The sequence below is a fragment of the Mycobacterium sp. genome (assembly GCF_044223235.1).
Taxonomy (GTDB): Bacteria; Actinomycetota; Actinomycetes; order Mycobacteriales; family Mycobacteriaceae; genus Mycobacterium.
The window spans coordinates 660,152-673,026 of the sequence record NZ_JBGAME010000001.1; the positions used below are offsets into that span (position 1 = coordinate 660,152).

A 12,875-nucleotide genomic window follows, 5' to 3' on the forward strand; every position below is an offset into this window, starting at 1 on the left:
CTCAACCGAGATAGCCCAGGCGCCTGCTGATTCGGTGGGCGGCGGCCATCGTCAGCTCCGCAACCTCTTCGAAACGTTCCGGTTTCAACCGGTACGCCGGCCCAGAAACGCTCAGGGCCGCGATGACCTGTCCGTCGCCGTCCCGCACAGGAGCGGCGATCGCGTTGAGGCCGACCTCCAGTTCCTCACGGACACTTGCCCATCCCCTGCAACGGGCCAGCTCGAGTTCGGCATCGAGAGCCGGCCATTCGACGATGGTATCCGGGGTGTACGCGTCGAGGCGCTTGCCCAGCAGCTTGTGGACACGCTCCGGTGGCAACCCTGCCAGCAGTGCCTTACCGCTGGAGGTCGCATGAACCGGACACGTTTGGCCGACCCAGCTGCGCAAGGCGATCTCTGCGGGGCCGATGGCTTCGACGAGGTTGACGACCCGCACACCGTCGAGGATCGCCACGTTGGTCGTCTCGCCGGTCACTTCGGCCAAGTCGTCGCAGACACTCTGGCCCTGCTTCGCCAGATCCGTACGCGCGCTGGTGGATCCCGCGAGCCGCACGATCAAGAAACCCAGGCGGTACTTGCCCCGGTCGGACACCTGCTCGACGAATCCGCGTGATTCCAGGACCGCGATCAGCCGTGACACCGTCGATTTGTGGACTCCGAGCTCGGTGGCGATCTCGGTGACCCCGGCACTGCCGAGTTTGCCGAGGATCTGCAGGACGGTCAGCGCCCGGTCCACCGACTGCACCGCGGCGACCGTTTTGTCCCGTTGCGGGGTTTGGTCCTCGGCGCGCTCGGTCATCTCCAGTGCAGTGTAGAGCGTGCCCGTGACGGCATGGGCTGTCCCTGGGTCAGACTCTGTGGCCGGCCGTCGTCAACGCGAGATTGCGGACCCGGCGTTGCACGGCGGCGACCTCTCGTACCCCGTCGTAGAGCAGGCTGCGGCTCAGCGGCGACAACGCCGACATCGTGATGATGTCGCCGGGCGGAACACCGGCCGACATCTGATCGATTTGGTGGGCCATCCGGAGGCGCTGTAACAGGCCGAAAACTTCACGCAGGGTGGACGCGTCGCTCTCCGAAAGCAGGCCGTTGCCGGCCGCTGCCTCCAGCCGTGCCGGAGTCGACCCGGACACCATCCCCACGGTCAAGCCACCCCACCGAGCCAGGTTGACGATGGGTGTCAGCGCGTGACTTTTCAGGTCGAACGTACCGCCCCGGCGGGCCACCACGTCGCGCAGCGAACGAGTTCGTGGTTTGCCCGACAGCGCGTCAAGCAATTGCAGGCGAAGCGCATTCGGATGCTCGACGGGCATCCGGCCGAACGCGGCCGGCGCGGTGTGCAGCGCGGCGTCTCCCCACACCGCACGGGCGTCGAGCAGCAGCGACGACATCACGATTCCCCGGTCCTGCATCGGATCGTCGAGCCATCCCATTGCCGCATCGATCCACTGCGCGCTCGACCGCGCAAAGCGCGGCTTGAACGCCACTGCACCGTTGCTGTCGGCAGGCAGCCCGCACAGATCCAGCGTCGCGTGAACGGCGGTAGCCAGCCGCCGCAACCTACCCCTCTCGGCGGTCATGTCGTCTGCCCATGACAGCGCGCTGTCGACATCCGATGACGGCATCGCCTCACGGCGGGCGACGCTGCCCAACGTGAGCCAGGCGAACCGGTCACGCCACTGCCCGACCTGGTCGGCGAGTTCGAGATCCAGGGCCCGCCGGACCACCGCGTCGATCACGACCGACAGCACCGCGCTCGTGCCCGCGGCGTCGGTGCCGCTTCGAAATAGGTCGACGACGAGGTCGGCGATCCGGCGCGTGGCGGCCTTCAACTCCATCGGATCGGCGGCGAGTGCGATCGATCGGCGCAGCAAGAAGCTCTGACGGGTCGAGGACGCGGCCAGGTCGCTTTCCTCCACCACACCGAGAACCTGACCGCGGTGGTTGAGCACGGGCATATGCCGCAGCCCGCTCTCCAGCATGTCCAGCAGGACGGTGGCGGCGACCCGGTCGGCGGTAACCGTGCGCGCCGGCGCGCTCATGACCTGCCCGATCGAGACGTCGAGCCCGGCCCCGGCAGCTACCACCCGGGTGCGCAGGTCCCGATCGGTGAAGATGCCCAGTTCCCCACCGGGCAACGGAATCAGCGCGTATGACGCGCGTCGCTCGGTCATGTACCGGACGGCGTCACGTACCGAAGTATCGGCCGAGGTGAACACCGGTTCGTCGCTGACGAGATCACCCACCGCCGTCAGCGACGGCCGCTGAGCGCGTTTGCGTGCCGATATGGTGTCCCACGCCGATGCCGCCAGGTACGAAAGCCCGGCGGGTTTGGCGAACACCGAACGGACCTCGGCGCCCGGCAGCCGAAGCAGTGTGCTTGGTTCGGTTGTCCGGGCGCTGAACGTCACCCGGCCGTCGCTGAGCAGTGGAAGATATCCGAACACACCGCCCGGCCGCACGGTGTCGACGGCCTCGCCGTCCTCCTTCGAATCCGCCAGCAGTACCACTCGGCCGCTGCGAAGCATCCAAATCGCATCGGGCGCGTGTGCAGCGTAGTCGACGATGAGTTCACCGGCGTCGAAGGAATGAATGGACGCTGCCCGGGCGAGGTTGGCCAGGGCATCGTGCGCCATCGAGTGAAACGGGGCATGATCACTCAGATAACCAATCAGGTCGTCGACGCCGGTCATGCTGCAATCAGATATCACCCATTAGATCCGCGCACTTCTCCGCCATCGCCATAACGGTGATATTCGGGTTCACCGCAGGCAGTTTCGGCATCGCGGAGGCGTCGACGACTCGCAGCCGGTCGACACCCTTCACGCGCAACTGCGGATCGAGGACGGCCATCGGATCCTCGATGGACCCCATCCGCGCCGTTCCCGCCGGGTGGTACACGGTGTTGTGGGTCTTGTGGATGTAGTCGAGCAGATCCTCATCGGTGACCGCGTCCGGCCCAGGTGCGAGTTCCCTGGCGATCCACGACCGCAGGGGTTCCTGCTCGGCGATCCGGCGGGCCAGCTTGATGCCCGCCAGCATCACACGTTCGTCGTGGCCGTCCGGGTCGGTGAAGTACCGTGGGTCGACCTTGGCGCGGTCGCGGAAATCCCTCGACCGCAATCGAACTGTGCCCCGGGACCGCCCGAGGGTGACATTGGGGGTCAGGCAGAACCCGTTGTCGGTGGTGGGGTAGCCCCATCGCAGCGTGTTCATGTCGAACGGGACACTGCCGTAATGCATCATCAGGTCCGGCTGGACGAGACCCTCTTCGGTTGCGGCGAACACACCGATCTCCCACCACTGCGTTGATGTGGTGACCATCGGCCGACTCGCCTCCCAGAACACCAGGCCCTCGACATGGTCGTCGAGATTGGACCCCACGCCCGGTGAATCGACACGCACGGGGATGCCGATATCGGCCAGGTGGTCAGCCGGCCCGATCCCCGAGAGCATCAACAACTTCGGGGTGTCGATGGCTCCGGCCGTGATGACGACCTCGCGGCGCGCCGTCACGGTGTCGTACCCGGTCAGATCCGGCCGCTGATACCGCACCCCGGTGGCGGCCCCGGACTCGTCGAAGAGGATCTCGCTGACCCATGAGTCGGTACGAACCTCGAGGTTCTTGCGTTTCTCCAGAATTGGGTGCAGGTAGGCGTGCGACGACGACATCCGGATGCCGTCCTCGTCGGCGTTGATCTGAAGCCAGCCCGCACCGTTGACCACCGTGGCGCCGCGGTTGAACTTCACCGTCGGCAGACCGACCCTGGCAGCGGCCTCGAGCACTGCGGCCCCGCACGGGTCGTCGGGTGGGATGTCCCGCAACCGCACGGGTCCGCTGCGGCCGTGATGGTCCCCTTCTGCGTCGTTGCGTTCCAGCCGGGCGACATAGGGCAGCAGGCCGTCGGGGCCCCAACCCGTGGCGCCCATCGCCTCCCACTCGTCGAGCCCCTCGGCCGGCGGCCAGAAGGCGATACACGAGTTGTGGGAGGAGCAACCACCGAGAACCTTCGCCCTGGCGTGGCGCAGGAAGCTGTTGCCGTTCTGCTGCGGTTCGACGGGGTAGTCCCAGTCGTAGCCGGAGTCCAGCAGGTGCATCCACTGGTCGAGCACCAGGACGTTGTCGTCGCCGACGTCGCTGGGCCCCGCTTCGATCAGACACACCGTGACCGACGGGTCTTCACTCAGCCGAGCCGCCAGCACACATCCTGCGGTGCCGCCGCCGGCGATGACGTAGTCGAATACAGCGACATGTGGTTCAGACGGTGTTTCCGCCATGATGGCAACTCCTTGAATGTGGGCTGGCGAGAAATGAACCGGCGTCAGTGAACGCTGTCGACCTGATCGGGAATGGGGCTCCCATCAGTTCGCAACACAGGTCCGTCGGACCCGTCGGAATTGGTGAACGCCGTCGGGCAGGTGTACGGATCATGTTGGGGCAGTGGATCAATGAACATCTCGTTGACCGCCCAGGTGCCACCGTCGTTGAACAGCCCGTCATAGGCCCGGCACATCAGCTCGGGCTTGTTGCGGTTGATCACCAACGACGCCGCGGTGGCGTCGCCTACGAAGGTCACGTCGGTGACCGAGTCACCGGCGGCCAGGATCTGACGGCGATCGGCGGCGAGCTGGTCGAACGCCGCGGGACCCTGCACGCCGAAGATGGCCTGGTTGGCCCAGCACCGCTTACCGTCGATGTAGGTCATCACCGAGTCATCGCCGTCCGGGACGCCGCCGCAGCCGACCAGATGCGTCGTCTGCTTGCCCGCCGCGTCGTAGATACTGCGCACACCGACCACCCGGTCAGGGCCGATGCCCACCTCCGACGCCCACACCTTCACGATCGGCTCCGGCGACGCCGACACCACCCAGGTGTCCACGCCGTGCGCCTGCAGGGTGCCGATGAGGTCCTTGATCTGCGGATAGACCCGGATGTAGCCGTCCATGTCCTGGGTGCCGATCTTCTGGGTCGCGCCGACCTCCGCCGCGAGGTTCTGCTCCTTCATCTTCTGCGCGAAGCCGGCGAGCTCGTCGGCGGTGTAGCCGGCCGACAGCGCGGTGCCCCATGAGTACGGGCCGGTCATCCGCCGTTCGTCGTATCCGGCGAACGCTGTTTCCCCACCGGTGGTTTCGCCGTCGAGGATGGCCAGGATCTCGTCGGCGCACGCGGTGTTCGTGCTGGTCGGCAACGGCATGCCGGCCACGACGTCGGTGCCGCACGCGGTGCGCAGCGCCGTGGCCGCGGCGTCGGTCATGTACCGGTTGGTCGCCTTCCAGTCCTGGTTCGGCGGCTGCAGAATCAGGTCGTTGGCGAGCATGTAGAAGTTGGTGCCGTAGCCGATATCGTTCTTGACCACGGTGTTGTCCCAGTCGAAGATCGCCACCTTGCGCTCGGCGCCGCGGGCAGTCCCGGTACATGTGCTGTTGGCGTCGATGGCCTTCTGCAGGAACTCGCGCACGCCGTCGTGCCACGGCAGCGACGGATCGAGCTGACGGCATTGCGGCTGTGCCACCGACTCCGCCGTTTGGGACTGGTTCGTCGAACACCCGGCGACGACGCCGCCGAGCAGCATCGCCGACAGGGCGAGCGACATGGTGATACGCCTCATGACTCCACCGCCGGCGCCTGGTGCGATGCAAGGGTACCAATGTGCTTGCGGCCCTTCACCAAATACCAGAGCAGGCCCAGGCCCAGGATCACGCCGATGTAGACGAACGCGCCCCAGGTGTTGTACCAGGGAGCGCCGTAGACGGCGGCGCGCGGCCATGCCAGGTTCAGCGCCATCCCCACACCCCAGAGCACGGCGAAGATGTTGACCGGCAGGCCCCAGCGGCCCATGGTGAAGTAGCCGCCCTCCTTCAGGTCGGCCGGCGGCCACTGACCTTGCAACCGCTTCTTGAGCAACGGACCAGTGACCATCAGGTAGGCCAGGTAGATCATGATGATGGCGATCGAGGTCAGCACGGTGAAGATCTTCGGCTGCCCGATGTTGATGACCAGGATGATCACCGAGATGATGCCGATGGTCACCGCGGGAACGATCGGGGTCTGCGTCTTCGGGTTAACGGTGGCCAACTTCTCGCCGAACGGCAGCGCGTTGTCACGGGCCATCGCGAAGGTGAGCCGGATCGCAGCGGTGTGCACTGCCAACGAGCACACGATGACAGCGACCACGATGCACAGCAGGAAGATCGTGCCCAGCGGTCCCCACATCACCTGCTCGACGATGTACTGCAGGCTGCCCTCGGGGCTGGCCAGCAGCGGGTCGTCGAGGTCCGGCGCGGCCATGATCGCGAACACCAGGATCGCGCCACCGATGACGAAGGACGCTAGGATCGCCCGCAGGATCGCCTTGGGGGCGGTGCGACGCGGCTCCACGGTCTCCTCGCCCAGGGAACTGGCGGTGTCGAATCCGTACATCACGTAGCCCGACGCCAGCGACGCGACCAGGAAAGCCCCGAGGTAGCCCCCGGATTCGCCCGCGCCGTAGCCGTGCGTGGAGAAGAACACACTGGGTCCGCGGGTGATGTTCGCGGCCAGGATGACCGCGATCAGGACGGCGGCAATGAGTTCGATGAACACACCGGCGCTGTTGATCATGGCCATCAGCCGCACGCCCAGGGCGTTGATCACGGTGGTGATCACGATCATGATCGTGCCGAGAAGGACTGCGTTGGCAGCGAAGTCGTACTCACCGGAGCCGTCACCGATCAGCTGGAATCCGCTCCACAGCCGCGGCAGATTGAGCTGCAGCGCCAGCACCACTGCCGACAGCGTCACGATCGACGCGGTCAGCATCAGCCAGCCGGAGCACCAGCCGACCAGGCGGCTGCCGAGGATCTTGGCCCAGTTGTAAACGGATCCGGCGACCGGATACTTGGCCGCCAGCTCCATGAAGCACAGCGCGACGGCCATCTGACCGACGAACACCATGGGCCACGACCACAGATACGCGGGCCCGGCGGTGCCGAATCCGAAGTAGAACAATTGGAAGGTGCCGGTCAGAATGGAGATGTAGCTGACGCCGGCGGCGAAACTGGCGAACTTGCCGATACTGCGGTCCAGGGATTCCTTGTATCCGAAATCCTCCAAACCGCTGTCGTCACTGGATTGTGTTGCCTGAGTTGTCATATCGAACAATCTGCTTTCTCACACGTGGATAGACCGGAGTGCGCCGTTGGGCTCCGCATCGATGACGCCGATCAGTCGGTGAACCAGCCCACCTCCTTCGGCGCGGTGTTCGTCCAGATGTGCTTGATTTCCTGGTATTCGGCCAGTCCTGTTGGGCCGAGCTCACGACCGTTGCCGGATTTCCCGAAACCACCCCACTCCGCAGCAGGGGTGTAGATACCGAAGTCGTTGACCCACACGGTGCCGTGACGCAGGGCCCGGGCCACCCGTTCGGCGCGCGCCGTGTCGCTGGTGCGCACGCCGGCCGCCAGTCCGTAGGCAGTGTCGTTCCCCAGCGCGACGGCCTGCTTCTCGGTGCTGAAACGCTCCACGGTCAGGATCGGACCGAACGTCTCTTCCTGCACAATCCGCATCGACCGTTCGCAGTGATCGAAAATCGTTGGTGGGAAGAAACTTCCGCGGACCAGCCGCTCCTCGGTGGGCCGCCGTCCGCCTGCGATGAGTTCAGCGCCTTCGGCGATGGCCAGCGCGACGAACGCTTCGACCTTCGCGCGGTGTTGCTCCGACACCAGGGGCCCGGTTTGGCTGTCGGGGTCAAAGCCGTCGCCGAGCCGGACCCGACCGGCCCTGCGGGCCAGTTCGGCGACGAACGCGACAGCGATCGGCTCCTCGACGATCAGCCGGGTGCCCGCGGAGCACACCTGGCCGGAATGCATGAACACGCCCGTCAGCACGGCGTCGACAGCGGCGTCGAGATCGGCGTCGGCGAAGACGATGTGCGGATTCTTGCCGCCGAGTTCCAACGCCACCCTGCTCACGTGCGGTGCCGCGGTCCGCGCGATAGCCGCACCCGTCGCCGCGCCTCCGGTGAACGAGATCAAGTCGACGTCGGGAGTGTCGGTCAACGCGGCCCCGACAGCCGCACCGCTGCCCTGAATGAGGTTGAGCACCCCGGCGGGGACGCCGGCCTCCGCGGCCAGGCGGACCAGCGCGATCGTGCTGAGCGGGGTCACCTCGCTGGGTTTGGCGACCATGGTGCAGCCCGCGGCCAGCGCGGGCGCAATCTTCCAGGCGATCTGCAACAGGGGGTAGTTCCACGGGGCGATCAGCACGCACACCCCGATCGGCTCACGAACCACGCGGCTGATGATCGAGGGATCCCCGACGTCGACGAGCCGGTCGGATTCCACGGCGGTCAGACGGGCGTAATAGCGGAACACCGAGACGACATCGGCGATGTCGATTCTGCTCTCCCGCAGTGTCTTTCCGGTATCCAGAGTCTCGATCACGGCGATGCGTTCGGCGTCGCGAATCAGCAGATCGGCGATCCGGTCCAGCAGTTCAGCCCTTTCGGCCACCGGGGTGTGGGGCCAGGGCGAGGAATCGAACGCCGCGCGGGCCGCCGCCACCGCCGCGACCGCATCGGCATGCCCGGCCTCGTCGACGACCGCCACGACGCTGCCGTCAGCCGGGTTCACGATGTCGCGGGTGCCGCCGTCCCGGGCGCGCTGCCACGCGCCGTCGATGTAGAGGTTGGGCGAACAGTAATCGTCAATATCGGAGGTCATGTCGGAGGTCATGTCGGAGGTCATCGGTCACCGCTGCTGCCGAGCTTGCCCAGCGCCCATTCGTGGAACTCGCCGATGTGGTGTTCGGACGGCACCAGCACACCGCCGCGCCGGTAGGCCCGCGATGCCATCGCAGGCTGGGTACGCTCACACGCTTCGAAGTCCTGCAGGTTGACCCGGTGGAAGAGTTCGACCGACCGCTCGATGTCACGGTTTTGCGCGACAACGTCTTCGGTGTAGAGCCAGTCGCATTCCACGATGGTCCGGTCCACCGCCACCGGATACATCCGGTGGAAGATGACGTGGTCGGGCACCAGGTTGATGAACACCGTGGGGCGCACGGTGATTGCGAAGTATCTGCGGTCCTGCTCGGCGGTGACGCCGGGGATCGGGGTGAGTCCCGCACTGCCGTCAACCGTGAAACCCTCGACTCCATCGCCGAACTTTGCGCCGTGGCCCACGAAGTACTGCGCGGCCAGACCGTCGGCGAATTCTGGTAGCACCTCGGTGAGTTCCGGGTGGATGGTGGCGCAGTGATAGCACTCCATGAAGTTCTCCACGATGAGCTTCCAGTTGGCCGCGACGTCGTACACCACGCGGCGGCCGAGCGCGAGATCGGCGATGCCGTAGCTCTCGACCGCGTCTGTTGCGCCGAGGCGCTCGGCGACGGCCCCGACAACGTCCCGTTCGAACGACGGGGGCGCGGCGGCCAGGCACACCCAGGCGTATCCCAGCCATTCCCGAAGCGCGACCTCGACCAGCCCGTATGCGGTCCTGTCGATTCCGCTGCCCGTTTCGTCCACGAGGGCACCGAGATTCGGCGCGGCGACCAGCTTTCCGTCCAGGCCGTACGTCCAGGCGTGATACGGACATCGCAGGTGGCGTTTGACCTGCCCGCTGTCCTCGGTGCACAACATGGCGCCGCGGTGCCGGCAGATGTTGAGGAATGCCCGCAGCGCGCCGTCACGACCGCGCACGACCAGCACGCTCTCGCGGCCGACCTGCACCTTGCGGAACGCCCCCGGTGCGGCCAGGTCCGCACTGCGCACCGCGCAGAACCACATGTCCTCGAAGATCAGTTGCTGCTCTGCGGCGAAGATGTCGGCGTCGCAGTAGTACTCGCCGCCGAGTGTGGAGATCAGCGAGCCGCCCGCCGCCGGAGGTACGAACTCTGTCAGGCGGGGATTGTCGATCGTTGTCATGATGTCACCAGTCGTCGCGGGTCGAAGAGGCCGATGGGATGGGCGGTGGTCCCGGTGGTGGCCAGTTCGGCGACGATCTCACCGACAACCGGGACGAACTTGAACCCGTGTCCGGAAAAGCCGGACGCCACAGTGACATCGGCGCAGTCCGGGTGCGGGGTGAGCACGAAGCGCTCGTAGGCGGCGCTGAACTTTTCCAGACCCAGCACCCGCTGGCCGCTTCGCGCCGGATGGCAGGCCGCGTCAATAGGCGCTGCTGCGCGGTGAGTCATGAATCCGAAGCTCCTGTTGCCTTGTACGCAACAATTGCGTATCAAGCAACAGATTGCTGGAGCGGGAGCCCGCCGTCAACCGGAAGAAGGTTGCATCTGCGTTACGCGTTCTCGAGTTGACCCGACGGTCGACCCACGGCACACTGTTGCGCATTCCGCATCTGTTGTCGGATACGCAACATGAGGAGAGAACGTGGCCGCTCGTACTATGCGCACCGTCGTCGCCCTTCTCGCCGACATTCCGCCGGGTGAGGTTTTCACCGTTCGGCTGTCCGGCCAACCGACGATCTCCATCTTTCACACCGACGACGGACTGTTCGCCATCGACGACACCTGCACGCATCAGGATGCTTCGCTGGCCGACGGCTGGGTCGAAGACTGCACCGTCGAGTGCCCGCTGCATGAGTCATGCTTCGACCTGCGCACCGGCGCCGTGTCCGGGCCCCCCGCCAAGAACCCCGTCCGTACCCACAGCGTTGGCGTCGAGGACGGCCAGGTCTGGCTCGAGGTCAGCGCACCGTGACCACGCCCGAACACGTCGCCATCGTCGGGGCCTCGCTGGCCGGGATCACCACCGCGCGGGAACTGCGCAGCGCGGGCTACGCGGGCGCGCTGACCCTGATCGGCGACGAGCCGCATATGCCCTACGACCGGCCGCCGCTGTCGAAGGCGTTCCTCGGGCAGGACGTGGACGTAAGCCTCGCCGCAGCCGATGAGATCACCGCGCTGCGCGCCGAGTGGGTCTTGGGCCGTCCCGCCACCGGACTGAGCACCGATGCCGACGGTCGGCACGCCGTGCTCCTCGGTGACTCCCAGATCAGTGCCGACGTCGTGGTGCTTGCCACCGGTGCTCGCGCCCGTCTGCTTCCGAACTGTCCCGATCTGGCCGGGATACACACTCTCCGGACACTTGACGACGCACACCGGCTGCGCGGCTCGCTGGCGCGGGCCCAGCGCCTGGTTGTCTTGGGTGCCGGGTTCATCGGCGCCGAGGTCGCCTCGACCGCCCGCGCCCTCGGCGTCGACGTCACGATTGTGGAGGTTTCCGCGGCACCCCTGGCGGCGGCGCTTGGAGACACGATCGCCGAATGCTGCACCGCGCTGCACGCCGCCAATGGGGTGCGGCTGCTGACCGGCGTCGGCGTTCGCGAGATCGTGGGCGAAGCACGCGTCACAGCAGTGCTCCTTACCGATGGCACGCGCCTACCCGCCGACGCGGTCGTCGTCGGCATCGGCGCCATACCCAACACCGAGTGGCTGGTGCACCCCCAGATCGACTCGACGAACGGGTTCCGCACCGATGCCCACGGCCGCACGGGTGTTGCGGGTGTCTTCGCCGTCGGAGACTGCGCGAACACGTTCGATCCCCACCGGGCGGCTCACCACCGCGGTGAACACTGGACCAACGCGACCGCTCAGGCGCGCGCAGTGGCCGCTGCCATCACCGCAACCGACCCCGCAAAGGCGAGCGAAGCGACGGGAGAACGCACGGCGCCGGCCGTACCCTACTTCTGGTCGCACCAATATGGCCATCAGCTCCAGTTCGCGGGTTACCGGCAACCCACCGACACCGTCCACGTCGTTGAAGGCAACCTGGGCAGCGGTCCCGTCGTGGCCATCTACCAGCGCGACAGCGTCACGGTTGGGGTGTTCAGCCGTGACAATCCCCGGCTGTTCACCCGTTACCGCAAGCAGATCGAGCGCACGATGCGCGAAACCGCAACCGCGCGCGACGCCGCTGCCGAAGCCGCCGTTCACACTGCGGCACTGGAAACCGGACGGCCGTCCGCCGAGTTGTGCGAAGACCTGCGGAGCTATCGACGGGGACATCTCGACTCCACGGAACTTCTTCGACGCACCGTGTCGCGCTACCGAACCCGTTGCTGAGCCGTGGTTCGACGCTCTACCTACCTCGACCCCGACACTGGCGTGCTGATCAACCTCGTGTCGGCGCGCACGGAAGCCGAGTTGTCCACCGCGGAACACGATCTTGTGATCGTGCGGCACATCCAACTCTGGGAGCGTCCGTTGGCCGGTGCGTTCGACCTGGCCCACCTCAAAGCCATTCATCGATTCCTGTTCAGCGACGTGTACCCCTTCGCGGGCGAAGCCCGCACGGTGGACCTCAGCAAGGTCGACGATCCCGGCCGTCGCTTCGTCCCGGCCCGCCTGATCGGCGCCTGTGCCGCACGGATATTCGCCGACATCGCCGCCGACAACTATCTGTGCGACATCGCCCGCGACACCTTCGTGGACCGGATGACCCAGCACTTTGTCGCCATCAACCACCTGCACCCCTTCCGCGGGGGCAATGGCCGCACGCTGCGCTTGTTCCTCCACGACCTCGCTGTGCAGGCCGGCTACCGGCTGGACTGGACCCTTGCGACCCGCGCGCAGGTTCTCGCCGCATGCCGGGATCCGCTGAATCGGGCCCGCCAGCTGCTCGACCAGGTCACTTCGACCGACTGACTGATTCACTTCGCAACCCAACCCAACGACGAACCAGGGAGACCCTCATGCCACAGACTGTGCGCGGAGTCATCGCACGTAGCGCCAAAGCCCCCGTCGAGGTCACTGATGTGGTGATACCCGACCCCGGGCCGGGTGAGGTGGTCGTCGACATCATCGCGTGCGGGGTGTGCCATACCGACCTGACCTACCGCGAGGGCGGCATCAACGACGAGTTCCCGTTCCTACTGGG

Annotated in this window: 11 protein-coding genes and 1 pseudogene; 4 read left to right on the plus strand and 8 right to left on the minus strand. The window is 66.3% G+C overall.

Annotated features, from left to right (window positions below; all coding sequences use genetic code 11):
* Position 1: 1 nt before the first annotated feature.
* The 8 genes and pseudogenes from ADBZ6K_RS02970 to ADBZ6K_RS03005 all read right to left on the minus strand — a co-directional run.
* Complete coding sequence (locus tag ADBZ6K_RS02970; RefSeq protein ID WP_526344303.1) at positions 2-799, minus strand: IclR family transcriptional regulator; 798 nt, start codon at positions 797-799, stop codon at positions 2-4.
* A 49-nt stretch (positions 800-848) separates the two neighbouring features.
* Positions 849-2,693 carry a putative nucleotidyltransferase substrate binding domain-containing protein gene (locus tag ADBZ6K_RS02975; protein ID WP_526344304.1) on the minus strand — a complete coding sequence of 615 codons (1,845 nt, stop codon included), beginning with the start codon at positions 2,691-2,693 and terminating at the stop codon, positions 849-851.
* A 7-nt stretch (positions 2,694-2,700) separates the two neighbouring features.
* A complete protein-coding gene (locus tag ADBZ6K_RS02980; RefSeq protein ID WP_526344305.1) occupies positions 2,701-4,278 on the minus strand; it encodes a GMC family oxidoreductase in 1,578 nt (525 codons plus the stop codon).
* 44 nt (positions 4,279-4,322) lie between these two features.
* Positions 4,323-5,609, minus strand: coding sequence for a haloacid dehalogenase-like hydrolase (locus tag ADBZ6K_RS02985; protein ID WP_526344306.1), 1,287 nt, complete (start codon positions 5,607-5,609; stop codon positions 4,323-4,325).
* A complete protein-coding gene (locus ADBZ6K_RS02990) occupies positions 5,606-7,132 on the minus strand; it encodes an amino acid permease (protein ID WP_526344307.1) in 1,527 nt (508 codons plus the stop codon). The genes ADBZ6K_RS02985 and ADBZ6K_RS02990 overlap by 4 nt, the downstream gene beginning before the upstream one ends.
* A 71-nt stretch (positions 7,133-7,203) precedes the next feature.
* Positions 7,204-8,724: an aldehyde dehydrogenase family protein gene (locus ADBZ6K_RS02995; protein WP_526344308.1), complete on the minus strand. Its 1,521-nt coding sequence runs from the start codon at positions 8,722-8,724 to the stop codon at positions 7,204-7,206.
* Entirely contained in the window at positions 8,721-9,902 is a 1,182-nt protein-coding gene (locus tag ADBZ6K_RS03000) for an aromatic ring-hydroxylating oxygenase subunit alpha (RefSeq protein ID WP_526344309.1), read from the minus strand. Before ADBZ6K_RS03000 ends, ADBZ6K_RS02995 begins: the two co-directional genes overlap by 4 nt.
* Positions 9,899-10,072 (minus strand): annotated as a pseudogene (locus ADBZ6K_RS03005) (N-methyl-L-tryptophan oxidase); the annotation flags it as partial. The pseudogene ADBZ6K_RS03005 and the gene ADBZ6K_RS03000, both read right to left, overlap by 4 nt.
* A 310-nt stretch (positions 10,073-10,382) precedes the next feature.
* Between ADBZ6K_RS03005 and ADBZ6K_RS03010 the strand changes: the two are divergent.
* From ADBZ6K_RS03010 to ADBZ6K_RS03025, 4 genes are all read left to right on the plus strand, one after another.
* On the plus strand, positions 10,383-10,697 hold the full coding sequence (locus ADBZ6K_RS03010; RefSeq protein WP_526344368.1) for a bifunctional 3-phenylpropionate/cinnamic acid dioxygenase ferredoxin subunit: 315 nt from the start codon (positions 10,383-10,385) through the stop codon (positions 10,695-10,697).
* Positions 10,694-12,061 carry an NAD(P)/FAD-dependent oxidoreductase gene (locus ADBZ6K_RS03015; RefSeq protein ID WP_526344310.1) on the plus strand — a complete coding sequence of 456 codons (1,368 nt, stop codon included), beginning with the start codon at positions 10,694-10,696 and terminating at the stop codon, positions 12,059-12,061. Before ADBZ6K_RS03010 ends, ADBZ6K_RS03015 begins: the two co-directional genes overlap by 4 nt.
* Before the next feature lie 3 nt (positions 12,062-12,064).
* Positions 12,065-12,643 (plus strand): Fic/DOC family protein, encoded by a 579-nt coding sequence (locus tag ADBZ6K_RS03020; RefSeq protein WP_526344311.1) that lies wholly within the window; start codon positions 12,065-12,067, stop codon positions 12,641-12,643.
* Positions 12,644-12,690: 47 nt separating this feature from the next.
* Positions 12,691-12,875: alcohol dehydrogenase catalytic domain-containing protein (locus ADBZ6K_RS03025; protein ID WP_526344312.1), on the plus strand; the 185-nt coding region annotated here is incomplete at its 3' end.

Excerpts from the sequence above, each read along its gene's own strand:
- ADBZ6K_RS02970 (WP_526344303.1), bottom strand. The coding sequence starts at position 799 with ATGACCGAGCGCGCCGAGGACCAAACCCCGCAACGGGACAAAACGGTC.
- ADBZ6K_RS02975 (WP_526344304.1), bottom strand. The coding sequence starts at position 2,693 with ATGACCGGCGTCGACGACCTGATTGGTTATCTGAGTGATCATGCCCCG.
- ADBZ6K_RS02980 (WP_526344305.1), bottom strand. The coding sequence starts at position 4,278 with ATGGCGGAAACACCGTCTGAACCACATGTCGCTGTATTCGACTACGTC.
- ADBZ6K_RS02985 (WP_526344306.1), bottom strand. The coding sequence starts at position 5,609 with ATGAGGCGTATCACCATGTCGCTCGCCCTGTCGGCGATGCTGCTCGGC.
- ADBZ6K_RS02990 (WP_526344307.1), bottom strand. The coding sequence starts at position 7,132 with ATGACAACTCAGGCAACACAATCCAGTGACGACAGCGGTTTGGAGGAT.
- ADBZ6K_RS02995 (WP_526344308.1), bottom strand. The coding sequence starts at position 8,724 with ATGACCTCCGACATGACCTCCGACATGACCTCCGATATTGACGATTAC.
- ADBZ6K_RS03000 (WP_526344309.1), bottom strand. The coding sequence starts at position 9,902 with ATGACAACGATCGACAATCCCCGCCTGACAGAGTTCGTACCTCCGGCG.
- ADBZ6K_RS03010 (WP_526344368.1), top strand. The coding sequence starts at position 10,383 with ATGCGCACCGTCGTCGCCCTTCTCGCCGACATTCCGCCGGGTGAGGTT.